At 44.7% G+C, this 25,936-nt stretch carries 19 protein-coding genes; 6 read left to right on the forward strand and 13 right to left on the reverse strand.

All coding sequences use genetic code 11. The features are described from left to right. Positions 1 to 30: 30 nt before the first annotated feature. From R7P74_RS02590 to lrp, 4 genes are all read right to left on the reverse strand, one after another. The gene (locus tag R7P74_RS02590; RefSeq protein WP_242531367.1) at positions 31 to 1,386 is read right to left on the reverse strand and encodes a replication-associated recombination protein A; all 1,356 of its coding nucleotides are present in this window, start codon (positions 1,384 to 1,386) and stop codon (positions 31 to 33) included. Further along, positions 1,387 to 2,013, reverse strand: coding sequence for an outer membrane lipoprotein chaperone LolA (gene lolA / locus R7P74_RS02595; protein WP_005388103.1), 627 nt, complete (start codon positions 2,011 to 2,013; stop codon positions 1,387 to 1,389). It abuts the gene before it with no gap. A gap of 61 nt (positions 2,014 to 2,074) precedes the next feature. Continuing rightward, positions 2,075 to 5,122: a DNA translocase FtsK 4TM domain-containing protein gene (locus tag R7P74_RS02600; RefSeq protein WP_054575123.1), complete on the reverse strand. Its 3,048-nt coding sequence runs from the start codon at positions 5,120 to 5,122 to the stop codon at positions 2,075 to 2,077. A gap of 152 nt (positions 5,123 to 5,274) precedes the next feature. Continuing rightward, positions 5,275 to 5,769 carry a leucine-responsive transcriptional regulator Lrp gene (gene lrp / locus R7P74_RS02605; protein ID WP_005378234.1) on the reverse strand — a complete coding sequence of 165 codons (495 nt, stop codon included), beginning with the start codon at positions 5,767 to 5,769 and terminating at the stop codon, positions 5,275 to 5,277. 156 nt (positions 5,770 to 5,925) lie between these two features. On the opposite strand from lrp, the gene ald reads away from it, so the two are divergent. After that, the gene (ald, locus tag R7P74_RS02610) at positions 5,926 to 7,050 is read left to right on the forward strand and encodes an alanine dehydrogenase (RefSeq protein WP_005378241.1); all 1,125 of its coding nucleotides are present in this window, start codon (positions 5,926 to 5,928) and stop codon (positions 7,048 to 7,050) included. A 93-nt stretch (positions 7,051 to 7,143) separates the two neighbouring features. Here the strand turns inward: ald and R7P74_RS02615 are convergent, their stop codons facing one another. Continuing rightward, a complete protein-coding gene (locus R7P74_RS02615) occupies positions 7,144 to 8,340 on the reverse strand; it encodes a methyltransferase (RefSeq protein ID WP_318122655.1) in 1,197 nt (398 codons plus the stop codon). Between the two features lie 53 nt (positions 8,341 to 8,393). Then, the gene (cysB, locus tag R7P74_RS02620; RefSeq protein WP_005388967.1) at positions 8,394 to 9,368 is read right to left on the reverse strand and encodes an HTH-type transcriptional regulator CysB; all 975 of its coding nucleotides are present in this window, start codon (positions 9,366 to 9,368) and stop codon (positions 8,394 to 8,396) included. Between the two features lie 313 nt (positions 9,369 to 9,681). Between cysB and R7P74_RS02625 the strand changes: the two genes are divergently transcribed. Further along, the gene (locus R7P74_RS02625; RefSeq protein WP_005378247.1) at positions 9,682 to 10,446 is read left to right on the forward strand and encodes a hypothetical protein; all 765 of its coding nucleotides are present in this window, start codon (positions 9,682 to 9,684) and stop codon (positions 10,444 to 10,446) included. A 97-nt stretch (positions 10,447 to 10,543) separates the two neighbouring features. Next, on the forward strand, positions 10,544 to 11,314 hold the full coding sequence (gene miaE / locus R7P74_RS02630; RefSeq protein ID WP_005388968.1) for a tRNA isopentenyl-2-thiomethyl-A-37 hydroxylase MiaE: 771 nt from the start codon (positions 10,544 to 10,546) through the stop codon (positions 11,312 to 11,314). 125 nt (positions 11,315 to 11,439) lie between these two features. On the opposite strand, the gene R7P74_RS02635 is transcribed toward miaE, so the two are convergent. Both R7P74_RS02635 and R7P74_RS02640 read right to left on the reverse strand, forming a co-directional pair. Beyond that, positions 11,440 to 13,068, reverse strand: coding sequence for a methyl-accepting chemotaxis protein (locus tag R7P74_RS02635; RefSeq protein ID WP_033905071.1), 1,629 nt, complete (start codon positions 13,066 to 13,068; stop codon positions 11,440 to 11,442). A gap of 155 nt (positions 13,069 to 13,223) precedes the next feature. Beyond that, positions 13,224 to 13,490 carry a hypothetical protein gene (locus tag R7P74_RS02640; protein WP_025766895.1) on the reverse strand — a complete coding sequence of 89 codons (267 nt, stop codon included), beginning with the start codon at positions 13,488 to 13,490 and terminating at the stop codon, positions 13,224 to 13,226. A gap of 291 nt (positions 13,491 to 13,781) precedes the next feature. Between R7P74_RS02640 and R7P74_RS02645 the strand changes: the two genes are divergently transcribed. Together R7P74_RS02645 and R7P74_RS02650 are read left to right on the forward strand one after the other, a co-directional pair. Continuing rightward, positions 13,782 to 15,110: a sphingomyelin phosphodiesterase gene (locus R7P74_RS02645; RefSeq protein ID WP_318122657.1), complete on the forward strand. Its 1,329-nt coding sequence runs from the start codon at positions 13,782 to 13,784 to the stop codon at positions 15,108 to 15,110. Next, entirely contained in the window at positions 15,107 to 16,063 is a 957-nt protein-coding gene (locus R7P74_RS02650) for an ATP-dependent dsDNA exonuclease (protein ID WP_167415115.1), read from the forward strand. The genes R7P74_RS02645 and R7P74_RS02650 overlap by 4 nt, the downstream gene beginning before the upstream one ends. An 84-nt stretch (positions 16,064 to 16,147) precedes the next feature. Here R7P74_RS02650 and trpS read toward each other — a convergent pair whose 3' ends face one another. Then, entirely contained in the window at positions 16,148 to 17,170 is a 1,023-nt protein-coding gene (gene trpS / locus R7P74_RS02655) for a tryptophan--tRNA ligase (protein ID WP_318122660.1), read from the reverse strand. 601 nt (positions 17,171 to 17,771) lie between these two features. On the opposite strand from trpS, the gene R7P74_RS02660 reads away from it, so the two are divergent. After that, the gene (locus R7P74_RS02660; RefSeq protein WP_005388415.1) at positions 17,772 to 18,728 is read left to right on the forward strand and encodes an AEC family transporter; all 957 of its coding nucleotides are present in this window, start codon (positions 17,772 to 17,774) and stop codon (positions 18,726 to 18,728) included. Positions 18,729 to 18,772: 44 nt separating this feature from the next. On the opposite strand, the gene R7P74_RS02665 is transcribed toward R7P74_RS02660, so the two are convergent. From R7P74_RS02665 to R7P74_RS02680, 4 genes are all read right to left on the reverse strand, one after another. Further along, complete coding sequence (locus R7P74_RS02665) at positions 18,773 to 19,228, reverse strand: MarR family winged helix-turn-helix transcriptional regulator (RefSeq protein ID WP_115385858.1); 456 nt, start codon at positions 19,226 to 19,228, stop codon at positions 18,773 to 18,775. Positions 19,229 to 19,415: 187 nt separating this feature from the next. Next, on the reverse strand, positions 19,416 to 22,577 hold the full coding sequence (locus R7P74_RS02670) for an efflux RND transporter permease subunit (RefSeq protein WP_054577971.1): 3,162 nt from the start codon (positions 22,575 to 22,577) through the stop codon (positions 19,416 to 19,418). 2 nt (positions 22,578 to 22,579) lie between these two features. Continuing rightward, positions 22,580 to 23,719, reverse strand: a complete 1,140-nt coding sequence (locus tag R7P74_RS02675) for an efflux RND transporter periplasmic adaptor subunit (protein ID WP_053349487.1) — start codon at positions 23,717 to 23,719, stop codon at positions 22,580 to 22,582. A gap of 466 nt (positions 23,720 to 24,185) precedes the next feature. Continuing rightward, on the reverse strand, positions 24,186 to 25,823 hold the full coding sequence (locus R7P74_RS02680; protein ID WP_262641014.1) for a methyl-accepting chemotaxis protein: 1,638 nt from the start codon (positions 25,821 to 25,823) through the stop codon (positions 24,186 to 24,188). Positions 25,824 to 25,936: the final 113 nt, after the last annotated feature.

Here is a 25,936-nt window from a genome sequence, read left to right on the forward strand (position 1 = left end):
AATTTACTGCACAAATGTATCCAAAAACGCCTACTTTTCATAGCGCTTTTGTGGGCTATTTGCGTCTAAAGTAGCCAAGTAATCTAACTTTTCGCCGATTTTGGTCTCTAGACCACGATTTGTAGGCTGATAGTACCTACGATCGCCCATTTCAGGTGGCAAATATTGCTCACCCGCAGCGTAAGCGCCAGGCTCATCGTGAGCATAACGATAATCTGCACCGTAACCCATGTCTTTCATCAAACTGGTTGGTGCATTTCGAAGGTGATGCGGCACTTCATATTCAGGTAAGTTATGAGCGTCCGTGAGCGCTTGTTTCCACGCCACGTATACCGCATTACTTTTTGGCGCACACGCTAAGTACACGATCGCCTGTGCAATCGCACGTTCACCTTCTGCTGGACCAACGCGCGTAAAACAGTCCCACGCGGAGAGTGCCACTTGCATGGCTCTAGGGTCCGCATTGCCGACATCTTCCGATGCTATCGCAAGTAATCGACGGGCAATGTAAAGAGGATCACATCCCGCTGCAATCATACGTGCAGCCCAGTAAAGCGCCGCATCCGGGTTTGAACCACGAATGGATTTGTGGACCGCAGAGATTAAGTCGTACCAGATATCACCTTTGTTATCAAAGCGAGAGACTTTCTCCCCTGCTACTTCCGCAAGCAACTTAAGCGTGATCTCTTTTTCACCTTGCGCATTGTCTTCTGCCATGTCGTAGAGCAGCTCAAGATAATTGAGAGACATGCGAGCATCACCGTTTACCAGTTCTGCTAGGCGGTCTAATACGTTATCAGCGAAGTGTGCGGGTGTATTGCCCAAGCCACGCTCTTTGTCACTGATCGCTTGATTCAGCGCCAGTGAGATTTCATCTTTATCGAGAGACGTTAGCTTGTAGACACGTGCACGTGACAGCAATGCGTTGTTTAACTCAAACGATGGGTTTTCTGTCGTCGCACCAATAAAGGTAACCGTGCCATCTTCGATATGCGGCAAAAAAGCGTCTTGTTGAGATTTGTTGAAGCGATGCACCTCATCCACAAATAAGATGGTGCGGCGGCCCGCCATTTTGTTCTCACGTGCTTTCTCGATTGCAGCACGGATTTCTTTCACACCAGACGTTACGGCAGACACACGCTCTACTTCAGCATTGGCGTAGTTTGCAGCCACTTCCGCTAATGTCGTTTTGCCTGTGCCTGGTGGTCCCCAAAGGATCATAGAGTGAATGTGACCCGCCTCTAGCGCACGGCGCAGTGGCTTACCAGGGCCTAAAATGTGCTGCTGTCCAATATATTGCTCGATCGTTTCCGGTCTCATACGAGCAGCAAGGGGACGAAAATCTTCGTCCCCCGAGAAATCTAATGTGTAATTACTCACTACCAATTAATTCCTTTGGTCATCCACTTCCACACCTTTTGGAATTGTGAATGTGAATCTGTCTGCTTTTGGTTTACCCAGCTTCACGTTGTTAAAGGTGAACAAACCTTTTTGGCCGTCTTGCTCAACCACATTGAAGCCTTTCACCACACCTTTGGCATCAATATTAATCTGGAATTGACCTTGTGTGGAGTCTACTGCAGTAGGAATGAGAGTGAACTGGTCACCTTTTTGAGATATTTTGTAGTTATTCCAATCACTTGCTCGGTTACGCGTTAGCAAAACAAATGGCGTTTGCTCTGTTGCTTGCTCTTGCCAGTAGATGCTCACTTGCTCGATGAATGGGCTGTAGTACCACAATGTCTTACCGTCAGAGACCAATAGGTTCTCATCAGGGAATGTTGTACTCCAACGGAACAGGCTTGGACGGGCAATTTCAACCGTACCTTCTCCTTCCATCACCGTTTCGCCTTCAGGGCTGATAACCTGCTGAGAGAAATCTGCACTAAAGCCATCATTCATAGAAAGGCGTTTGTTTAATTCATCTTTAGGAGACGCTGCGTGTGCAGTAGAGAAGAGGGAAAAGCTTAAAACAAGCGCGGAGAAAAGTTTCGCTGAAAATAGTTTTTTCATTCAGATACCTATTATTAGAACCACTCACCTCAGTTGGACTGAGGTGAGTAACACAAGTTCATTAATCTTTTGGTGGCGCAGGTGCCAGTACTTCACGGTTACCGTTATGACCCGGAGCACTTACGATGCCCTGCGCTTCAAGCTGCTCTACAATACGGGCGGCACGGTTGTAACCTATCTTAAATCGGCGCTGAACACCGGAAACCGAACCTCGACGTGATTGAACCACGTGCTCAACAACTTGATCGAAGAGCGGGTCTACATCTTCATCCGCTTCCATTTGCTCACCTGGCAATAGACTTTCTGGAGTTTGATCTCCACTGATGATCTCTTCAATGTAGTTCGGTTTACCACGCGCTTTCCAGTTGTTTACAACAGCATGAACATCATCATCTGATGCAAATGCACCGTGAACACGAGTTGTATGACTTGACCCCGGCGGTAGATACAACATATCACCCATACCAAGTAGTGATTCTGCGCCGCCTTGATCTAGGATTGTACGAGAGTCCGTTTTAGTCGATACCGTAAACGCAACACGAGTTGGAATGTTCGCTTTAATTAGACCGGTAATAACATCAACCGATGGACGCTGAGTCGCAAGAATTAAGTGAATACCTGCCGCACGCGCTTTTTGCGCCAAGCGAGCAATCAGTTCTTCAACTTTCTTACCTACCACCATCATTAGGTCAGCAAATTCGTCAACAACAACGACGATGTAAGGCAGCTTTTCTAGCAATGGCGGTTCAGTATCCATGCTGTCGCCTTCTTGCCAGAACGGGTCATGAATTGGGTGGCCCGCTTCTGCTGCCATCTTCAATTTTTCGTTGAAGCCCTTCACATTACGTACACCTAATGCCGACATCAATTTGTAACGACGTTCCATCTCGCCCACACACCAACGTAGAGCATTTGATGCGTCTTTCATATCAGTCACAACTTCAGAAAGAAGATGAGGGATACCTTCATAAATAGAAAGCTCTAGCATTTTCGGGTCAATCATGATGAAGCGTACATCTTCTGGGCCTGCTTTATACAGCATGCTCAAAATCATCACGTTCACACCCACCGACTTACCAGAACCTGTTGTACCTGCTACTAACACGTGAGGCATCTTCGCAAGATCGGCCACCACAGCTTCGCCCGCAATGTCTTGGCCTAACACAACCGTTGTTGGTGACGTTGCTTGCTCAAACTGAGGGCTACTGATGACATCAGATAAATAGACCGTCTGACGACTCATGTTTGGCAGTTCCAAACCGATGTAAGGCTTGCCAGGGATTACTTCCACGACACGTACCGCCATCGCAGACAATGCACGCGCTAAGTCAGTTGAAAGACCAGAAATACGACTTACTTTCACCCCCGGCGCCAAATCAAGCTCAAAACGAGTGATCACTGGACCAGGATAAATACCAACCACATCGGCTTTGATTTTGTAGTCAGCGAGTTTGCTCTCTACCAATCGAGCGACCTGCTCTAACGCATCACGGTCGATAAAGTTTTCACGTTTTTCTGGATGATAAAGCAACTCGAGCGTTGGGAGTGGCTCTTCCGGAACTGGCAAGTTTTCTTCTTTCTGTACCAAAAATGGGTTCTGTGTTGCAGCGACTTTGGCTTGCGCATTGGAAACCATATCTTGGAATGCGGTAACGTCTTGGTCGTTGTCTTGGACCTCTTCTACCTCCACTTTTTGAGGTGCAGGTTCAAATGTTGTTGAAGGTGTTGCAACTTGCTGATGAGGCGTTGTTGGCTGTACTTGCTGCGCAGGCTGAGACTCCACTTCGTCTTCATCATCTAACACATCAAAGTCAGAGATAGTAGGCTCAATATGTTGGCTCGATTCTGTTTGCGCCGTGATGCTATCTAATACAGCAGAATCAATTGCTGGCTCTTCATGTACAGGATGCTCAATACTTGGCTGCTGTACTTGCTCTGCTTCAAATTGTTCGTACTCCGCATAATCTGGTTCAACACTGATCGGTTCTTCTGTAGCTGTATGTGGCTCTACATAGGAAGAGTAAGTGTCTGCAAATGATGGGGCTGCCTGTTCTTCAGTTCCCCAGTCATCTGCTTGTTGCGCCGCTGCTTCAAGCTCTTCTATCGTAACATTCAGTTGCTTGGTGCGTTCCAAGAGCGGATCAACGTTATCCGTGTTAACCGTATGGATAGGTTGTATTTGAGGCTCAGGTTCAGAATAAACTGGCGCAGCATTAACCGTAGCCTTGCGTTGTGGTGGCGTCGGTTCTACCATCGCCTGTTCCGCAGGCTTATCAGGTTTAGCTTGCGGCATATAAATAGGATACTCATGCGCTGGCGCCGGCTCTTTCGGTTCATCGACATCGTACGCCGTTAAATGAGGAAGCGGCTCATCATCAATTTCATGGTCTACATTATGTTTAGGCGTAGAGACTTTATCTTCTACAAACTCATCAAGCTGAGGTTCTAAAACTTCCTGCTCTGAACCTCTTGCCTTATTTGCAAGCGCGGCAATTAGTGCTAACGCACGATCACCAAGCCATTCCACGATGTTAAGCCATGAGATGCCAGTGAAGAGCGTAAAGCCCGCTCCCCACAAGAACAGCAGTACCAATGTGGTACCGAGTACATTCAATGTAGGTAAAGCGAGGCTAGACAATACATCCCCGACCACACCTCCGGATGAAAAATACCAAATGTCATCAAAATTAATATCGGCAAGACCGCAACTGGTCATAATAAGGACGACAAGACCGAGCAGCCTTGTACCCCATAGCATGAAATCAATGGGCTCATCTTCTCCTCGTTTACGGCAAATCACCCATGCAGCCGCCGCTAGCAAGAAAGGGATTGGGTAAGCGAGAGAGCCAAATGTGAAGAATAGAGTATCGGCTAGCCAAGCGCCGAAAAGGCCACCAGCATTATCGATATCCCCTCCCCATGCGGTTTGGGACCAAGAAGGATCGGCCGGACTGAAGGTAAATAGTGCAACCGCAAGCAATACCGAGCTAAGAACGCCAACGATAAAGCAGCACTCTTTTAAGCGTTGGAAGCCATTTAGGCGTGAAGACTGGGGCTCTTCACTGGTTTTGATAATGGTTTCGACTTTCTTTGCGTTCTCTTTGAACATAAATCAACTTGAATATGGAAATGAAATAGGAAATTGCAAAACATTCCGAGCGGCATCAAGCCGCTCGGTAAATTGATTTAACCATATCAAGGAGAAAAACCCAATTACTCTCTGGCGAAAGCGGAAGCATATACCGCTTTCTTTGCAAGAAATTAACGAGTTTTGATCACAAGCTGGTTAGATTGTTTCACTTCTTCCATAACAACGTATGTGCGAGTGTCATTTACGCCAGGTAGACGTAGTAACGTATCGCCCAATAGTCGGCGGTAAGCACCCATATCTGATACACGGGTTTTAAGAAGATAGTCAAAGTCACCTGAAACAAGATGACACTCTTGTATGTCGTCTAGCTTTTGAACAGCTGAGTTAAACTGCTCAAACACATCCGGCGCACCACGGTTTAGCGTAATCTCAACGAATACTAATAGTGATGCATCCAGGAACTGCGGATTCAATAATGCAGTATACCCTGTGATATAACCCTGACGCTCTAAGCGACGTACACGCTCCAAACATGGCGTTGGAGAAAGTCCCACACGTTTTGAAAGCTCAACGTTTGAAATACGACCGTCTTTCTGCAGCTCATTAAGAATGTTGCGGTCGATACGGTCTAGTTCCTTGGACGGCTTTTTATAGTTGTCTGCCATTTTTTATTCCACCTTATTACTTCCTTGCAAAAAAATATACTACAACTTTTTAATATTTGGTGCCAAATTTTACAAATCTATAACTATACTAGTTATTAATTCGACAATAACACCCTACTAACAGTTAATACAACCATTATAGAAAGAGGATACAGGATGATCATTGGCGTACCTAAGGAAATCAAGAATCACGAATATCGTGTTGGTATGATCCCAGCTAGCGTGAGAGAACTCATCTCACATGGTCACCAAGTTTTAGTTGAGACCAATGCAGGTGCCGGCATTGGTTTTTCAGACGATGATTACATCGCTGTCGGCGCATCCATTCTCCCTCATGCTGCTGACGTATTTGCGCAAGCAGACATGATTGTAAAAGTAAAAGAACCCCAAGCAGTAGAGAGAGCAATGCTCCGCGAAGGGCAAATTTTATTTACTTATTTACACCTAGCACCAGATTTTCCACAAACTGATGAGCTAATCAAGAGCAAAGCTGTCTGTATAGCCTATGAGACTGTAACAGATAATATGGGTCGTTTGCCACTGTTAGCACCAATGTCAGAAGTGGCAGGTCGGATGTCTATCCAAGCTGGCGCGCAAACGTTGGAAAAATCGCACGGCGGTCGTGGTCTACTCCTAGGCGGCGTACCTGGTGTTGAACCTGCAAAAGTCGTTATCGTTGGTGGTGGCGTTGTTGGTGCAAACGCTGCTCGTATGGCGGTTGGCCTTCGCGCTGACGTCACTATTCTAGACCGTAACGTAGACACACTTCGTAAGCTTGACGAAGAATTCCAAGGTCGCGCAAAAGTGGTTTATTCTACTGAAGACGCTATCGAGAAGCATGTTCTAGAAGCGGACCTTGTTATCGGTGCCGTTCTAATTCCTGGCGCAGCAGCACCTAAACTGGTCACTAAAGAGCACATTGCTAAGATGAAGCCTGGTGCAGCAGTGGTTGACGTGGCAATTGACCAAGGCGGTTGTTTCGAAACTTCACACGCGACAACTCACGCAGATCCAACTTACATCGTTGATGAAGTGGTTCACTACTGTGTAGCAAATATGCCTGGCGCAGTTGCTCGCACTTCAACATTTGCACTCAACAACGCTACACTTCCATACATCGTGAAGTTAGCAAATAAAGGCTACCGCGAAGCACTTCTAGAAGACAAAGGCTTCCTTGAAGGTCTAAACGTTATTCACGGAAAAGTAACGTGTAAAGAAGTAGCAGAAAGCTTTGACTTGGAATACGTTGAACCTACTCAAGCTATCGCTATGTTCAATTAATGACAAAATAAAACATAACTTGTCACGTTTTGTTTACAAAAGCCCACGCATAAGTGGGCTTTTTCATATAGAGCGTTTGGCTATAAAGAATAACTAAATCTTATATGCACAAATTAAAATATTTCTAGGCGTGACCGATTTAGGGCAAAACTCTGACAATCTAACACGGTAACCACGTTCTTCAAGATAAAGCACTTTATCTAATGCGAGCCAGATCTCCAACGGACGTTGAAAAACAAGTTGCACTAAGCTCATTCTCTCCATTTGCCAGAAGCGTTGTTCGCTTAACTTTTCAAAATGAGAGAAATCGATTTCTTGAGGAAGAACAATGCCTTTTGGCTCCGCTGCCCAGCGACAGAACGATTCAAAACCATCACTTAATTGCGACTTACGGATACTCGGCACAGGCTGATACTCTGCCATTCCCAAAGCTTGTCGCGTGATCAAATCAAACCCAAGACGAAACATCATTTCCTGCTGACGATGACGACGCACGCGCTCTCCTCCCGTCACCGTTTGTTGTAATGGGATACGCAGTTCTTGCTTAGACAATGAGAGAGAAGAAGCCCTGCCCGATTCCGACATCGGCTGGTATTGTTCCGACTGAATCAAGTGGTAACAACAAGGTGATATGGTCATCGCAGCAACCCCATTTTCACTGCCGTACTGCATTAGACGAACGTGAAGGTCACCGCATGCATGCAGTGCTACTGCGTGTTGCGTTGGCTTAAACACGGCTTTCGCTTTGCTATCAAACGCGTCGCCTTGAATAAACGTCATCTTCCAATGATGTTCATTGGCTGCTTGTTGCCCCGAATCGCACAGTGCTTGTTGGTATTCAAAGCTGGTTACAGGCTGATCGGTTTGCGTTGTCAGGATTCGCCCCAAGTAACCTTTACCTGAGCACCATTCTAGCCATTCTTCGCCACAGTGTTGTTGAATTGCAGCTTCACCCATCGAGCTAATTTGCTCCAACTTACGTCCCGGAATACCGTTATCTAAACCACGAGCGAGTTCCAAGCCGTTTAACGACAAAAGCTCTAAATGAGTCAGTTCTGCGAGTTGTTCAAGCTCAGGCAAAAACGGACTAAGTGCTTTTAACGCGAGTTCTGGTGCTGCTTTGTATTCTTCGATTTGAGAGGGAGTAAGAGACGCTAGCCATTGGCACAGTCGAGGATGTTGCTCCTGCCAAGGTAATGATGTGTGAATGCTGCTTTTAAAAGGCTCGAATCGCCACAAAGATTGGTTTTCGATTAAGCAGTCATTAATAAATTGAAATTGCGTTTTCATAGCTCCCCCTACAACGAGCGCATTGTAGAGGGAATCGAAACATCAATGAAGTGTTATCTCACCGGAAGCTCGATGTCTTTAAACATCTCTTCGATTTCTGCATTAGACTTCAACGAAATCGCCTGCTCAACCACTGGACGCGTTAAGTGCGGTGCAAAACGCTCCATAAAATCGAACATGTAAGAGCGTAAGAATGTACCACGGCGGAAGCCGATGCTCGTGGTGCTCGCGCCAAACAAATGGCTCGCATCTATTGCAACCAAGTCACCGTCCTGCTCTTCATCCACAGCCATGCTTGCAATCACACCCACACCAATACCCATACGAACGTAAGTTTTAATGACGTCTGCATCAGTTGCCGTGAACACCACTCGCGGGGTTAAACCTTCGCGGTTGAATGCTGTATCCAGCTCTGAACGGCCAGTAAAACCGAACACGTAAGTGACTAATGGGTAAGCGGCAAGATCACTGATCGTTACTTTGTCTTTCTTCGCTAGTGGGTGGTCTTTAGGCACAACTATTGAACGATTCCAGTGATAACAAGGCAGCATGATGGCATCTTGATATAAGTGAAGAGCTTCTGTCGCAATCGCAAAATTCGCTGTGCCTTTAGCTATCGCCTCAGACATTTGTGATGGTGTACCTTGGTGCATGTGTAACGACACTTTTGGATAACGAGAAGTAAAACCTTTGATGACATCTGGCAGTGCATAACGAGCCTGCGTATGTGTCGTGGTGATATTCAGCGTCCCCATTTCTGGATGGGTGTGCTCTCCAGCCACCGCTTTGATACTTTCTACACGAGCGAGAATTTCTTGAGAGATACGTACAATTTCTTCTCCAGCTGGCGTCACTTGCGTTAAGTGCTTACCGCTACGTTCAAAAATCTGAATGCCTAACTCGTCTTCCAGCAACCGAACCTGTTTACTGATACCTGGCTGAGAGGTATATAAGCTTTCCGCCGTTGCAGATACATTCAGATTATGGTTTACAACCTCAACAATATACTTCAGCTGCTGCAGTTTCATCGTAATCCCTTACTTATTCATGAGAGAGTTTATTGGCCACTCAAGCGAGCGATATAATAATTAGTTATAACGCGTTCAAATCGAAATGAACAGCAATTTCTAACTTATACCTCAATCACATACTAATAATCTTCAAGCAAGAAACAATATGCACAAAGTTGAGCCAATAAATGACCGAAGTTCTATGATGTGACTTCTATCAGTAACTAAAACGTGGGAGAGACAAAATAATCAAACAAATAAGGTGCCGAGTAAGATAAGATTCATGTATTCTTTAACGCTAGCCGCAGAAAAGTAAAGCAGACGCAAAGATATGAATATTGGTTTAATAATCGCTTTGGTAGCCATCCTACTGGTGTTAATCCTAGGCTATAACATTATGTTGCAATATAAGGTTAAAGTTGAAACCGCAAAAAGGCAGGAATCAGCGCGATATGTAGCCTTGATAGATGGTACTGAAGAGTTGATTGGTCATGCACACCATATCCCTTTTAGTAAAGAGCTGTTGCTGTGTCTAAACAATCGTATTCTTGACGCGCTAGAGAGCATGCATGAGCTGGACCCGAAGAACAAGCAACTTGCTCAACGTATCGAAAATATGAAGCAGCAGATTACGCAGCTAAAAGAGAATGGTCCTACTGGCGAGAGTACCACTTTCAAGATGCCGAGTAGTGATAAACAAGCTATCGTCATGCTTAAGCTGGTTAAACGACTTCGCGACACTATCCGTAACGAGCACAACAAAGGCCGATTGGATACCCAGACTTACGTCACTGAAAATGCGCGCTTGGAAACGATGCAAATTCGCATCAACATTGAAAATGTCATCAAAAGAGCAAACGACTCTATCGCTCGTGGCCAACCAGGCACCGCGCTTCAACTGCTGCGTAAAGGTATCGATGCTTTGAGCACTAAGAGCGATCCTTATTCTATTCAAGCGAAACAAAAGCTTGAAGAGATGTTGGGTGACTTAGATAAAAAGCGCCAAGATAAAAGCGATGCCGAAATGCAGCAGATTGCTGACAAAGAGCGTGACAATGACATGGAAGCACTCTTCGGCGAGAAGAAAAAGTGGTAACATTCACTTCAGGTCAAGAAAGGCTGCAATTGCAGCCTTTTTTCTATCCGTAAGACAACGGATATGCCCAATAAAAATGTGAAGTACTAAAACTAAAATGATGAATCTAGACGCCTATCAAGATCTTCTTGCTCCCATTAACCAATTTCTGCAATGCAGTACACCTGATGAATGGGTAGAGGAAGCAAAGAAACCAGAGAACCTTCAAACCATTTTGTTAGACCACCTACTGTGCGAACTAAAAGCTGGCCAATCTGCCATGTTTTTAATTCGTAAGTATGCCGTTGACCAATCCAGTTCACATGCTCTACTTGACTGGTTTAAGCCCTACGAAGATTTTGCTTACCGTAACGTAGGCTCATTGGAAACTTTAAAAGGCAAGAGCAATATTTCTAAGTCAATCATGGCTAAGTCCGACTCACCATACAGCCAAGATTTGATCGATAAGATGGTGCTTTTGATAAAAGAGGAGTTACACCACTTTTATCAAGTTTTAGAGATCATGGAAAGTCGTGGAATTGAGTATAAAAATATTCCAGCAAGTCGCTATGCTAAAGGACTGATTTCGCATATGAAGACTCATGAGCCGGAAACGCTGATCGATAAACTCATCATTGGTGCGTACATCGAAGCCCGATCTTGTGAGCGTTTTGCCAAACTAGCACCACATATGGATGACGATATCGCAAAGTTCTACATTTCTTTATTACGTTCAGAAGCACGCCATTACCAGGATTATCTTGTATTAGCGGAGCAAATCGCAGGCAAAGATATCAGCGAGCGCATCGCCTACTTTGGACGTATAGAGGCAGATTTAATTTCTACGCCAGATACAGATTTTAAGTTTCACAGTGGTATTCCAGCCTAGCGAGCATATTCTCCCAAGGTTGAGCATACTCTGAACTTATATAGACAGAGAATAAATAAGCCGGACATTTCGTCCGGCTTATTTATTGTAGCAATGAGGTTAGGAATAAAGCTGAAACACAACAACTAGAGCTGGAATGAACCCATTCGAGTTTTCAAGTTGTGCGCTAGGCTACTAATCTGCTGACAAGCCACAGCCGTTTGTGAAGCTCCCTCAGCCATCTCTGTTGAAGCACTATTAATATGCTCCACACTGCGATTCAGCTCTTCGGATACAGAATTCTGCTCACTGCACGCCGTTGCGATTTGTGTGCTCATTTGCGCTATGTTATCGACAGAATGTTCAATTTCTTTTATCTGGCTATCAGCATCATTAACTTGCTCAACACACTGAGAAATACCCTCCTGACAATCACGGCTTGAATGCCCTATTTTACTGCTGCTCTCTTGTAGCTGATTAACAATTTCCACAATTTGTGAAGTGGAGTCTTGAGTGCGTTGCGCCAGAGAACGAACCTCATCTGCCACAACAGCAAACCCACGTCCTTGTTCACCAGCCCGAGCGGCTTCAATTGCGGCGTTCAGTGCTAACAAGTTTGTTTGCTCGGCAATCCCGCGGATCACATCGACGACCACATTGATATTGTTTGAGCTCGATTCAAGCTCACGTGCCAGTTCATCTGATTCTTGGATCGTATGTGATACACGCTCAATTACTGCGATAGTTTGTTGTAACGTCGCCGTTCCTTGCTTTGCCACTTCCGCAGCCGAATAAGCAGAGGTTGCGCCAACTTCGGTATTTTGTGCCACTTCACTTACAGCAGCTTGCATCTCTGTCATCGCAGAAGCCACCGAGCTAAGTTCAATTTGTTGATTTTGCATACCAGAGGCGGTCTGAGAAGAAATAGCACTCACTTCCTCTACTGCTGCCGTTAGCTGAATCGTTGAGTCATTAATCTCAGAAACCAACGAATGTAAGTTTGTTTGCATACCGACAAGCTCTTTGAGCAGCGTTCCTAACTCGTCTTTGCTCAATTCGCTTTCGTCGATTTGATTATTCAATTGACCCTTGGCGATTTTGGAAGCGAATTCCAATGCTCGATCAACAGGCCCGCAGATGACTCGAGAAAGCAGCATGGCAGACATTACCATGACCAATGCGACGACAAGCGCACCAACAGCAGCGCTGTATTGTGTAAATGCCGCTTCACTTTGTACTTCTTCGCCAATCAAATTCACCAACTCATCGTTCAACGCGAGGGTATCATCCAAGCTGCTCAACGCTTTTGAGTAGGTATCGAAACTTGATAAAATTACATCATTTGCACTTTCAGCATCGCCTTGGCTTAGCAATACGTTGTAAGTCTTCGTTTCTTTGATGTATTGATTCCAAGTTTCTTTAAAAACACTAAAGGATTGCGTTTCACGCTTATTAAGGTCGAGCTTTTCGTATTCTGCAATACCAGCCTGCACATCAGAACGCCATTGGTCGAGGCCTTTTAACCACTCACCAATTTTGGGGTGATTTGCGTTTGGCAATAAAGAGAACTCATCTTTACGCACTTTAGTAATATCAACTTGGATACCTTTCAAAATCGCAACAGAAGGTAAACTTTTATCTGTTAACACTGAGATGTCTTTATTCAGTGTTAACAAACCTTGCACCAACATTACTGACACTAAACCAAACACGGCAAAAACGGTTAAATAACTAACCGATATTTTCTTTACGACACTTAAGTCTTTAATACGCATGCACTTTCTCCCCGCAGCCTTTCCAAACCTCTCACTTAAGTGAAAGCTTAACCTCTAAAACACACTGTTTTTTGCGCTCGATATCATTGAACGCTCTTATATACATCGGCTTGAGAGATCAAATCTTGACCAGTAATTGATAGTTTTATCACATGCTATTTTAGAGATAGGCTCGTATGCTCCTTATTGTGTCTACATCTTTTCATGAGCGCTTCTCGGCGCAGATCCAAGATCTCATCGATGAGCTTTTCTTTCGCGTTTATCCCAAAATGCTGGGCATAATTTTTTACTTTTGCTATCTCATTAGGCTGCAAGCGGTACACCTCTTTCTTTAAACGCGCTTCTGCTTCACTTCTAATCAGACCTTGCTCTTGTAACAATTTAATGATGGTTTCATCGGTTGGATTTACTGCTCTAGCCATGGTGCTCCATCTATCAATTTGAGTTCTAGCCATATGGCTAGATGAATGACGCCGCACAACTTATAGAGCAAAGATGACAGCTTGATTGCAGTGAATGCAATTCGTTGACTGTTGGTATTATTTTCCACCGCTTCAACGGCAACACACTCAATACCTCCACCCTCACCATTGAATAAAGATCACATTCTGATAACAATTTTCAGCACTGGCTTAGATGTCATCCATATTTAACGTGCAAGTAACATTTATAAACAAGAATGATTACTCTAGTTCAAATGATGGAAAAATAAGATGAAATTTTCGCAGTGGAGCCTTTTATTAAGTAGCTTGATAGCGTTACCCAGCATTGCAGATACCGACGTTTACCTAACGAATAACTCTGATAAACCGTTAACTATTCAAGTAAAACATGAAGGTAGTGATTTGCTTCAATACGGAGACGAGTGGCAACAACATGTGCAGGTACTTGGTCCGTGGGAAACTAAATCTGTATTAAGCTTCAACCGCTGGGAGGGCGTGAAATCAAATCAAACTTACCGTTTTGAAACTGTGGTTTCTAGCCCCGAAGGTGAAAGCATAACACTCAATCAAATAATGGAAGGCCATTGGTACAATTCGACCATTGAATACGGCTTATCCGCAGCCGATGTCGAGTTATCTCTCAAAGATGATCGTAACATTCATCGTGCCAACACTAACGCTTTTGGTACGAGAGAAACCGAACTGGCATTTAAGTCAGACAGTACCGCTCGATATGATGATCTTTACTACACCATCACGCCAAGCAAGGTAGCGGAGTCTGTCGACAACGAAGAACAAAACCTTAAGTTGATGACTTATAACATCTGGGCGTTGACGGCTATTGCATCGCACATTGGAGATCGTTACGAACTGATTCCTCAGCATGTAAAAGGTTACGATGTTTTGGCGCTGCAAGAGGTGTTTGCCAGCGGCCGTGAAGCATTCTTACGTGAGTTAGCCAAGGAATATCCTTACCAAACAAAGATGTTAGATAAAGAAGGCGTTAATATTCATGATGGTGGCGTAATCATAGTTAGTCGCTACCCTATCGTGAATGAAGCGCAATATGTCTTTCCCGATTGCTCTGGTACAGACTGCTTTGCCGATAAAGGCGTAAATTATGCGGAAATAATTAAAGGTGGTCAGGCTTACCATGTGTTTGCTACCCATACCGCATCTTTCGATACAGACACCGCCCGTGAGTATCGTCAGCGCCAGTTCAAACAAATCCGCGCACTCGCCCAATCTCTTAACATTCCTTCAAGCGAAACTGTAGTATACAGCGGCGACTTTAACGTCAACAAAAGAAAGTTCCCTGGTGACTACCAACAAATGATCGCTAACTTAAGCGCCATAGAGCCTCAGTACTCTGGTTACACGGAGTCAACCTTTGATCCCCGTATCAATAACTTCGCAGGTGAAGCGTTATCAGGTGGCGAAAACGTGGAATACCTTGACTATGTTATGGTGAGTAGTGAATACGGGGTGAAATCATTCAATGACAACCGTGTAGACGTGCCGCGCACAACCGCAGAGAGTTTATGGAAACACTACAACCTTTCTGACCATTTCCCAGTAAGCGCAACAATCAAGCCATGAAGAAAATCGCTTTGATAATCATGTCCGCCATTATGGCGGGCATGATATTTTTAACTTTCAGTCACGATGTTCAAAAAGAAGAGCTCGCTTCCTCTCCTTCCCCTAAGACAAAAAATCAGAGTGTCTCCAGTACATCACCACAAACAAGCAGCATCGTGCCCGATACGGATACTTCACCACAAACAGCTAAGCTCCCTTCCACAGTTCAAATAACGACTGAGCGATTAACTCAACTCAAAGGCAGGAAACTTGTCGCCGAACTTGAGACGTTTTGGCAAGAGTGTATGTTGAACCGTAGTTGTGAAGAGCAGGTCGCCTTGTTTGAGGCGCATTTATCTTCAGCTCGATTCCAGCTTTTGGCGAACTACCCTCAGCTCAGCAGCCAATGGCAAGAGAGTGTAGGAAATTTGTTATTTGATAAGCAACAATCACTGGCGTCGCGTATTGCACAGCTGAAGAGCGAAGCAAGAAGCATCTGGGGAGAATTGGCTGATGTTGTTTTCGCGGATGAGTTCGCGCTGTACGATTTCAACTTAGAAGCCCAAAAGCTGGACACTCAAAGCCCAGATAACTTTTTGCGAACTTTCGAACAACTCACCATTGACTGGCAAGAACATGCAGATGCTATCGGGCTAACAAGCGACCAGGAAAAATATGAGCGTGCGGTCACCCTGATTCCTAATAGTATGAGCCTACCAGATCGCTTGGCGATCATCGCAGAGCTTGAACGAACTTACTTAACGAAAGAAGAAAGTAAAAACATTCATGCTCGTCAGCAGCAAATTACAGAGCAAAAAAAACAAGTCAAAGATTACCAACAAGCATTACAACAACTTGAGTCCAAGCTAAGAACGCAAAGAGCTTCTAGCCATTCAAATTTGTCAGAACCGGAATGGCAAAGCTATTACCAACAAGAAGTCGCGGATTTTCGTCGTGAATTTTTTTCTTCTTAACAATGCGCTTTGACTGACTGGGAACTTAAAAAGGCACGTTGCTAACCAGCCGTCGTGCCTTATGTTCAACTCTCTACTTTTAATTCAGAACAAATTTAAACCAAATACATCTTTCACATCAAATAGCACTTTTTCGGTTTTCTCGCGAGAACGCTCACTACCTTGTTTTAAAATATCAATCAGCTGCGCTTTATCATTCAAATACATAGCGCGCTTCTCTCGAATAGGGCGAAGCATCTCTTGTAAGCATTCTTCTAACACTTTCTTGGTCAAACCATCACCTAACCCACCTCGTCGATAATGGTCTTTTAGCTGTTCGACATAATTTTTATCAGGATGAAAAGCATCGAGGTAGATGAATACAATATTCCCTTCGACTTGGCCAGGATCATCAATTTTCAGATGATTGGGATCGGTATACATAGATTTCACTGCCGCGGAAATCTCCTTTTCGGAGGCCCCTAAGTTGATTGCGTTCCCCATGCTTTTAGACATCTTATTTTTACCGTCAGTACTCGGCAAACGAGGTGCACCGCTAAGTAATGGACGGCATTCTCTAAGAACCTCTTTTCCACCCAGATGGTTTATTTTTCTCACGATTTCATTAGTTTGCTCTAACATCGGCAGTTGGTCATCACCCACTGGTACTAGCGTCGCATGAAACCCCGTAATATCAGCAGCTTGAGAAATTGGATACGTTAAAAAGCCTGCGGGAATAGAGCGTTCAAAGCCTTTACTTTGAATCTCATTTTTAACCGTGGGGTTTCGCTCTAATCGTGCGATAGAAACAAGATTACTGTAATACATTGTCAACTCGGCTAACGCTGGAATTTGAGACTGCAACGTGATCGTAGTTTGAGCGGGGTTGATACCAACAGCCAAATAATCTGCAACGACATTGAGAATATTAGAGGATACCTTTGATGGATTATGCGCGTTATCCGTCAACCCTTGCATGTCCGCGACCAAGATCGTTTGCTCGTGCTCCGTTTGCAATTTGACTCGTTGTTGCAATGAACCAATATAGTGCCCTAGGTGTAATGGACCTGTTGCTCGATCTCCGGTAAGTATAATTTCACGCTGAGATGTATTTTTATGGCTATTCATATTTGTCTCCAAGTATTTAATAGATCGCTACTGGAGATAAAAAGATCAAACACTCTTAGCTACCATCCAGCAGCTTAAGAATGTAAGTATTCCGCGCCGCTCTATTTAGAGCGCCACCAAGAGAAGGTTGTTAATGAAGGGCGAACGTGTATTTTCATGTTTTTTAAACTAACAGCACACACCGCAGAACTCAATCTGTTTTGTACTGAATTAGTGTGAGTGTTCCAACAGCCAATTAAGAGGATTACATTGGTAAAGACATCGCAATGACCAAAACCGCACCAAATACCGAACCAGAGACAAACGCACACAGTACAGTTTTGTTGTGTTTCCTTTTCATTGATGAACTCCTATCCATAACTACGATGACCAGCCCTCACATCTAATACGCATGTGGATGCATCACGACAACGAGTTAACCAACATATCGCTCGTAGGACCAGTACCGCTTTGTTAAATTGGGACCTCGTCCATAACTTGGAGTGTAAATGACTCCGGAACCTACAACAGAAGAAAATTTCATTACGTTACTGTCCTACCCTCCGGGTTTGTGGCTTAATAGGCAGCAGGAACACTTTTTTCTTTTGCTGCGGATACTTACATGGAAGCTGTTTTACATCAGTTGCAATTCTCTTTGTCGATAACCGGACCTATCTGTTTGATGTTGGTACTTGGCGTTCTTTTTAAGCGCTTTGGTCTAATCAACGATAATTTTATCGAAGTAGGCTCTAAGCTGGTGTTTCAAGTTACCTTGCCTGCGATGTTATTTGTCAGCATTGTGGCTTCAGAACACGACTTTTCCGCGGCAAGTGGATTCGTCAATTTCGGCGTCATCGCTAGTATTTCGTTTTTCATTTTCACCTACCTTTCCGTCAAACTTCTGTTCAAAGCATCGCCTGACCAAGGCGTTCTCATCCAAGGTGGGTTCCGAGCAAATACAGGTATTATTGGTATCGCTTACGTTGCCAATGCGTATGGTTCTCAAGGTGTGGCGCTAGCAGCGCTCTATGTCGCGGTCACCACATTTATTTATAACGTCCAAGCGGTAATTTGCTTATCGCCCAAGGGGGCAACGTCTGCCTCGCAAGCAGCAAAGATGATGGGCCGAACACTGACTAGGAATCCGCTCATAATCTCCATTGTTCTAGGAATGGCTTTTTATTTACTCGCTATTCCAGTACCGAATGTGGTTATTGACGCAGGAGACTACTTGTCCAAAATGACATTGCCTTTGGCGCTGTTGTGTACGGGTGGCTCACTTGACTTTAGCTTGATGAGAAAAGAGAAAGGTCCATCTTGGTTTGCGAGCAGTTACAAGCTCATCGTAGCGCCAGTCATCATCACCATGGGAGCTTACTTAGTAGGATTTCGAGGAATTGAGCTAGGTATTCTTTTCTTTATGAACGCCTCTCCAGTCGCTGCTGCCAGCTATGTCATGGCGCGTTCCATGGGAGGCAATGCCACGTTAGCTGCAAATATCATCGCACTCACTACGGTGCTTTCTACCGTGACCTGTACGTTGGGCATCCTATTTCTTAAGTTCTACAACTTAATATAATTGGCCAGCGATAAAATAAAGACGCTAGACGGCATTGATGTAAGTTACTGGTCGTGATTCGCAAAAGTGAGCTTTCTTACCAGACGAAAAAATTCAGTCGCTTCAGATTCCGACAAACAAGAAAAAAACTCTTTCTGTAAATTCGTCATGATTTGATGAACTTGCTTTAAAGCATTTGCCCCCTCTTTTGTCATGCTTAGCATTTTAAGGCGCTGATTCGATTTACTTTTAGAAACTTGAACAAACCCTCTCTTTTCCAGATTGTCCACCATCCGCTTTGCTACACTTCGCTCAGTTCGAACCGCATCAGCTAACGCTTGCTGGCTCATAGGTTGAAATTCTTCTAAAGCGGCCAGTGCACTTGCCATTTCTAGTGTCATCAAATTTTGCCGAGAGAGCTCGGCTTGGGCACGATTGCGGTACATGCGCTGCATCACACCGCAGACAAACATAGGGCTTTGATCCAAAACGGAAATTGGGGAAATTTTCTGATCTTTCATCGTCGTTTTTCTTCTTTAGGCTTTCATTCGGTCGAAAAGGCTGTGCTGATACTGCACACAACACGCCGTCTTTCAGGCTCGCGTCATAGACGGTAACCACCAAGTGAAAACATAAAATAAAGAGCGCCGAAGCGCCCTTTAATCGTGTTTATTATCACTAGTATAACTCAGTTAAAACAACCAAGTCCTACTCGCTTTGCTGACTGGGTTTAGTGCTGGTCTCAGACAACTCTGCCTCCGACTCTTTTCTCGCACGTCGATCAAACAATCGCTCAACCACTACAAAGAAGATTGGGACGAAGAATATACCCAATATCGTGGCACTGATCATGCCACCAAGTACGCCGGTACCCACTGCGTTTTGACCTGCCGATCCCACACCTGAGCTGATAGCAAGTGGTACCACACCCAAACCAAAAGCAAGCGATGTCATGATAATTGGGCGCAGACGAACGCGAACAGCATGTAAGGTTGCTTCGATAAGCCCAGCGCCTTTCTCATAGTAGTCCTTTGCAAACTCAACAATCAGAATGGCGTTTTTGGTTGCCAAGCCGACCGTCGTTAATAAGCTCACCTGGAAGAACACATCGTTATCCATACTGCGCGTCATTACCGCAAGCACAGCACCAAGCACACCAAGAGGAACAACTAACACCACGGCGAAAGGTACTGACCAACTTTCATACAAAGCGGCAAGAACTAAGAATACGACGAGGATAGATAGCGCATATAGCATTGGCGCTTGGTTTCCGGAAAGGCGCTCTTCATACGAAATACCATTCCAGTTCACCGTGAAGCCTTCCGGTAGCTTTTCTACCATTGCTTCAATTTCTTCCATGGCTTCACCAGTACTTACACCAGGAGCTGCACCGCCTTGAATATTCATTGCTGGCAAACCATCAAAGCGCTGCAAAAGAGGAGACCCATAGGTCCACTCGCCACTCGCAAAAGCAGAGAAAGGCACCATCTCTCCTTTAGCGTTGCGTACGTACCATGAATCGAAGTCTTTTGGCTGCATGCGGTATTCCGCATCACTTTGCACCATCACTTTCTTCACACGACCGCGGTCAATATAATCGTTAATGTAAGCCCCGCCCCATGCAGCTGACAGGATTTGGTTTACGTCATTGATACTGACATCCAAAGCACGAAGTTTGACGTGGTCAATGTTAACTTTGTACATTGGCGCATCTGCCTGACCGTTTGGACGAACACCGACAAGTTTCGGGTTTTGTGCTGCCATGCCCAGAAGTTGCCCTTGAGCCGCAACTAATGCATCGTGCCCTTTATTCAACGAGTCTTGGAGATAGAAATCGAAACCTGTCGAGTTACCTAGCTCTTGAATCGCTGGAGGGGCGAACGCAAACACCAAAGCTTCTTTAATGGTAGAGAAGTACCCCATCGCTCGACCAGTAATGGAAGCGGCATCGGCGCCAGGCGCTTCACGCTCAGACCAATCTTTCAGACCGATAAATGCCATCCCCATGTTTTGGCCTTGGCCTGCGAAACTAAATCCAGCAACGGAGAAGACAGACTTTACATTGTCTTTTTCGTCTACTAGGTAAAAGTCACGCATTTTCTCAAGTGTTTTTTCCGTCTGTTCTTGTGTTGAGTTAGGCGGCAAAATAGCCATTGAGAATACTGTGCCTTGGTCTTCATCTGGCAAAAATGACGTTGGAAGGTTCATAAATAACCAGCCAGCACCTGCACTCATTGCCAAAAATACAACCAACATGCGACCTGTGCGTTTTAGAAGTTTGGCAACGCCGGTTTCATAGCCTGCTGTCATCGCATCAAACTTGCGGTTAAACCATCCAAAGAAGCCTTTCTTCTCTAGAAGCTCAGCATCGCCTTTTTTCAGCAACGTAGCACACAATGCTGGAGTCAGAATTATCGCAACCAAAACGGAAAGCGTCATAGCCGCCACAATAGTTATTGAAAACTGACGGTAAATAACCCCTGTAGAGCCAGACATAAACGCCATAGGGACGAATACCGCAGAAAGCGTCAAACCGACACCAATCAGGGCACCAGTAATCTGTCCCATCGATTTTTTGGTCGCTTCTTTGGGCTCCAACCCATCTTCATGCATCACACGCTCGACGTTTTCCACCACAACGATGGCATCATCCACCAGCAAACCGATAGCCAGAACCATCGCGAACATGGTTAACGTGTTTACGCTAAATCCAGTCGCGTACAAAATAGCGAAGGTTCCGAGCAATACGACAGGCACTGCGATCGTTGGAATGATCGTCGCACGGAAGTTCTGCAAGAACAGGTACATGATTAAGAACACAAGAAGAATGGCTTCTAATAGCGTTTTAACCACTTCTTGAATCGAGGCTTTGACGAATGGCGTTGTTTCAAATGGGTAAGCAATCTGCAACCCTTCTGGGAACGTTGCACTCAGTTGCTCTAAGCGCTCTTTTACCGCATTGGCGGTCTCAAGCGCGTTTGCGCCAGTACCTAATGAAATACCTAACCCCGATGCTGGGAAGCCATTATATTGGCCTCGAATATCATAACTTTCTGCACCACGCTCAACGCGAGCTACATCTTTCAAATAAACATTCGAACCACTGGCGTCGGACTTAAGAATGATGTCTTGGAACTCTTCTACACTGCTCAAACGACTTGCAGAAGAAATCGTAGCATTCAACAACTGACCTTCCTGCGCAGGTGCCGCACCAAGTTGACCTGAAGAAACTTGCGCGTTCTGTTCACTGATTGCATTTGCTACGTCGATCGCGGTCAAGTTGAACTGCGTAAGCTTAAATGGATCTAGCCAAACTCGCATCGCATACTGCGCACCAAACGCCTGCACTTGTCCTACGCCAGTTACACGACTTATCGGGTCTTGAATATTCGTTACAACAAAGTCGCCGATATCGTTTTCTGTAAAGTCAGGATCTTCAGAATAAACTGCGACAACCATGAGAAATGCCGTATTGGATTTATTGACGACAATACCTTGGTTTTGTACCTCCATCGGCAATGAAGTCAATGCCAATTGCAGTTTGTTCTGCACCTGTACTTGCGCGATATCAGGATCAGCTTCGCTATCAAACGTCAGGGTAATTGTCGCATTACCAAATGCATCACTGCTCGATGATAGGTAGCGAAGGTAATCTAATCCTGTCATGTTTTGCTCGATAACCTGCGTTACCGAGTCTTCAACGGTTTTTGCTGATGCACCTGGATAGCGAGCACTGATGGTGATCGTCGTCGGTGAAATCGTTGGGTATTGCGAGACGGGTAAATTGAATAATGACATTACCCCCGCCAACATCGTTAGAATCGCGAGAACCCAAGCAAATACCGGACGATCGATAAAAAATCGTGCCATGATTACTCCTGTTCACCGTTTTGGATAGTTACCGAACTGCCTGGCCCTACCTTTTGTAAACCGGCGGTAATGACTTTATCACCCGCGTTCAAACCATCAATAATGCGCCATTGGCTATTGATCGCTTCGGCAGTCTTCACTGGTTTCGCTTCCACTTTGTTCTCGCCATTAACCGTCATCACTGTCGCTTTACCTGTCGCATCACGAGATACCGTATTTTGTGGTATTAGAATCGCATCAGGGTCGACACCAGTAATGACCGTCGCACGAACAAACATTCCAGGTAGCAACAAACCGTCAGGGTTTGGGAATTCGGCACGAAGCGTCACGCTGCCCGTACTTTCGTTCACATTGACCTCAGTAAATTTCATTGTGCCTTTGTGTTCGTAAGTGCTGCCATCTTCAAGCATCAATGTAACTTGCGCAGAGTCATCTTCTTGCATATGGCCTTGGGAGAGTGATGCTTTCAAACGCAGCAGTTGCGCGGATGATTGCACAATATCAACATTGATAGGGTCAAGCTGCTGAATGGTCGCTAATTTGGCAGCTTGGTTAGCCGTAACCAACGCACCCGCTGTCACACTCGATTTACCGATCACCCCGCTAATCGGAGCTTTGACTTGCGTATAATCTAAGTTGATTTTTGCTGTGTTGATCTTGGCTTTTGCGACTAGGACCTGCGCTTTCGCTTCTTTGTATGCCGCTTCTGCTTCATCCAAGTCTTGTTGGCTGATGGATTTTTTGGTGATCAAGGTTCTGTAACGCTTCACCGTGGCATAGGTCGACTCTGCCGCAGCTTGCGCACGGATTAATTCCGCTTCAGCGCTCAGCAAATCCGCCTGAAATGACGAATCATCAATTTGATATAGCGACTGTCCTTGTTCAACAAATCCACCTTCAACAAAATTTCGTTCCGAAATAATGCCAGTAACTTGCGGACGAACTTCTGCTTCTTTGAATGCTCGGCTACGACCCGGCAGCTCTACTGTCAATGCTTGGCGCGTTGGCTGCACTGTTAACACTTCTACTTCGGTTGCGGGCGCAGGACCACCACCTTGGCTCGATCCTTCTTCGCTAGGTTGACATCCAACCACAAAAAGACTCGACGCAATCAGCAGAGATAGCGTGGTTTTACGTCTCATGAATTTTTCTCTCTTATCTACCGACAAGCCTTCAAGATTCCTTATTAAAAGCTTCTAGAATGACTTAATAATGACTAACGGATGTATATCCAGAACAAATTAATTAGGATGATAAATACCCAGTGTTGTACATACAACAAAATTTACAGTTCTATACGCTTACGAAAAACGTTTATGGTAAAGGTGTTATGAAGTTCTCAAATTTGAAGATTTTGGGTTGGAAATCACATTTTCCTGTGTGCAATTGCAATGGTTAAAAAGCAGCAAAAGTGATGATAAAAGCATCATCACGCTGTACAGAGTTTGTTACCGCTGTCTAGGGTTATTTGCCCACTCTGGTATACGAACTAAAGTGAGAAAGGAATGTAAATATAGTCGAAATTTCACAAGTCAGGTTCGCCACTTATCTAAAAAATAACCCGCTAAGAAGCGGGTTATTTCGTCAGTGAGATTGCTGTTCTCAAGCTTATACTTTGAACTGACTGACCTGATGATCTAAACGTTGAGTTTGCTCTGACAACATGGCTAAAGAAGCTTGCGCTTGGTTTACGATTTCCACAATTGAAGTGCTACTGTCTGCAATGCCTTGTACGTTGCTATTTACTTCGTCACTTACTGTACTTTGCTGGCTCGCAGCCGTTGCAATGTGTGTATTCATCTCGTTCATACGTGAAATCGCGTTCAAGATTTCAGAAAGGGATTCACTCGCTCGGCCAGCGGACTTGATCGTTTCATCACTGCTATTTTGGCTACCGCGCATCACTTCTACAGCTTGTCCTGCACCAGATTGTAGCTTTTCAATCATGGTTTGGATTTCTCCCGTACTCTGTTGCGTACGACTGGCTAAAGAACGAACCTCGTCCGCTACCACAGCAAAGCCTCGCCCTTGCTCTCCAGCGCGAGCCGCTTCAATGGCTGCGTTAAGCGCTAATAAGTTTGTTTGCTCGGCAATACCACGAATTACATCCAGTACGGACGCAATGTTACTCACATCATGATCCAATGTGTTAATGACGTGGCTTGCGCTTTCGATTTCACTTGCGAGGCTACGAATTGAGCTAACCGTTTGATCCAAAATAACATTGGTATTGGTAAGTTCATCATTCGCTGTTTGGCTCGCAACCGCAGCTTCGTTAGCGCTATCGCTTACATTTCTGCTGGTGACTTGCATTTCATGCACTGCCGCCGCTACCGCCTCGCTATCTTTTTGCTGAGAAACGGTCGAATTCGCGATGGTCGTGGTCAACGAGCTAAGATTTGCCATTTCGTTACGTAAGGTATTTGAGCTTTCAATTACCTGAGCGACTGTCATTTGAATTTTGGACACAAACTGGTTAAATGCGTCTGCTAAATTGCCAATTTCGTCTTGTGTTTTTACATCGATTCGCTGACTTAGATCACCTTCACCGGACGCAATTTCTGTCATCGCATTTTTAATATCATTGATAGGCTTCACAACCGTTTGTAACAACAAAAAAGCCATCGCGATAGCGGCAAAAATAACAATCACAATGCCAGCCTCAAGAATGAGTTCTGCTCTTGTTGCAGCCGCTGATATCTCGTCCTTCAATTGGTTTTGCTTTTCTTCTATTGCATCTTTTACAACGTTAAGCTGCGCTCTAACCTCGATAAATTGGTCTTCAAAGGTATGTTTGTGCTCATTATAGTAACCACGCCATTGAGATTGAGGTAAACGTAGCATCGCTTCATAACTTACTAACCATTTTTCACCCAAAGAGACAAGCGTTCGAACTTCATTACCATGTGTAGAAGGCATCACACCGGCTTGTGATAGCTCAATCATTTGTTCCATACGTGGCAGTGCTTTGTAGGCGTTGTCTTTGTATTCACCGATGTGATGATCAATATCGTTTTGAGTATCAGAAAGTGCAACACCTTGGATTGCAGATGTTGCTTGGTAAAGATCGCGATAAGCATCCTCAATCGTTAATAAGTTCGGCACGATCTGTTCGTTGAGTGTCTCACTCAATTCAGATTGCTTCCAACTTGTCATAACGTTTAATACAGAGCTCACAATAAACAATCCAATAATCAATGACAGCGGAATCACTATCTTCTGCTTGATCGTTAAGTTCTGGAACATGAATAGACTCTCTTTATTTATGGTATACAAACTGCCGAAAATTATATCAAACAAATAGAGTATACTATTAGGTAAAATAGACTATTCAACATGAAATCTAATGACTTTTTGAC

The organism is Vibrio sp. 2033 (genome assembly GCF_033339735.1).

Coding starts and splice junctions, on each gene's coding strand:
- lolA (WP_005388103.1), bottom strand. CDS start 2,013: ATGAAAAAACTATTTTCAGCGAAACTTTTCTCCGCGCTTGTTTTAAGC.
- R7P74_RS02600 (WP_054575123.1), bottom strand. CDS start 5,122: ATGTTCAAAGAGAACGCAAAGAAAGTCGAAACCATTATCAAAACCAGT.
- lrp (WP_005378234.1), bottom strand. CDS start 5,769: ATGGCAGACAACTATAAAAAGCCGTCCAAGGAACTAGACCGTATCGAC.
- ald (WP_005378241.1), top strand. CDS start 5,926: ATGATCATTGGCGTACCTAAGGAAATCAAGAATCACGAATATCGTGTT.
- R7P74_RS02615 (WP_318122655.1), bottom strand. CDS start 8,340: ATGAAAACGCAATTTCAATTTATTAATGACTGCTTAATCGAAAACCAA.
- cysB (WP_005388967.1), bottom strand. CDS start 9,368: ATGAAACTGCAGCAGCTGAAGTATATTGTTGAGGTTGTAAACCATAAT.
- R7P74_RS02625 (WP_005378247.1), top strand. CDS start 9,682: ATGAATATTGGTTTAATAATCGCTTTGGTAGCCATCCTACTGGTGTTA.
- miaE (WP_005388968.1), top strand. CDS start 10,544: ATGATGAATCTAGACGCCTATCAAGATCTTCTTGCTCCCATTAACCAA.
- R7P74_RS02635 (WP_033905071.1), bottom strand. CDS start 13,068: ATGCGTATTAAAGACTTAAGTGTCGTAAAGAAAATATCGGTTAGTTAT.
- R7P74_RS02640 (WP_025766895.1), bottom strand. CDS start 13,490: ATGGCTAGAGCAGTAAATCCAACCGATGAAACCATCATTAAATTGTTA.
- R7P74_RS02645 (WP_318122657.1), top strand. CDS start 13,782: ATGAAATTTTCGCAGTGGAGCCTTTTATTAAGTAGCTTGATAGCGTTA.
- R7P74_RS02650 (WP_167415115.1), top strand. CDS start 15,107: ATGAAGAAAATCGCTTTGATAATCATGTCCGCCATTATGGCGGGCATG.
- trpS (WP_318122660.1), bottom strand. CDS start 17,170: ATGAATAGCCATAAAAATACATCTCAGCGTGAAATTATACTTACCGGA.
- R7P74_RS02660 (WP_005388415.1), top strand. CDS start 17,772: ATGGAAGCTGTTTTACATCAGTTGCAATTCTCTTTGTCGATAACCGGA.
- R7P74_RS02665 (WP_115385858.1), bottom strand. CDS start 19,228: ATGAAAGATCAGAAAATTTCCCCAATTTCCGTTTTGGATCAAAGCCCT.
- R7P74_RS02670 (WP_054577971.1), bottom strand. CDS start 22,577: ATGGCACGATTTTTTATCGATCGTCCGGTATTTGCTTGGGTTCTCGCG.
- R7P74_RS02675 (WP_053349487.1), bottom strand. CDS start 23,719: ATGAGACGTAAAACCACGCTATCTCTGCTGATTGCGTCGAGTCTTTTT.
- R7P74_RS02680 (WP_262641014.1), bottom strand. CDS start 25,823: ATGTTCCAGAACTTAACGATCAAGCAGAAGATAGTGATTCCGCTGTCA.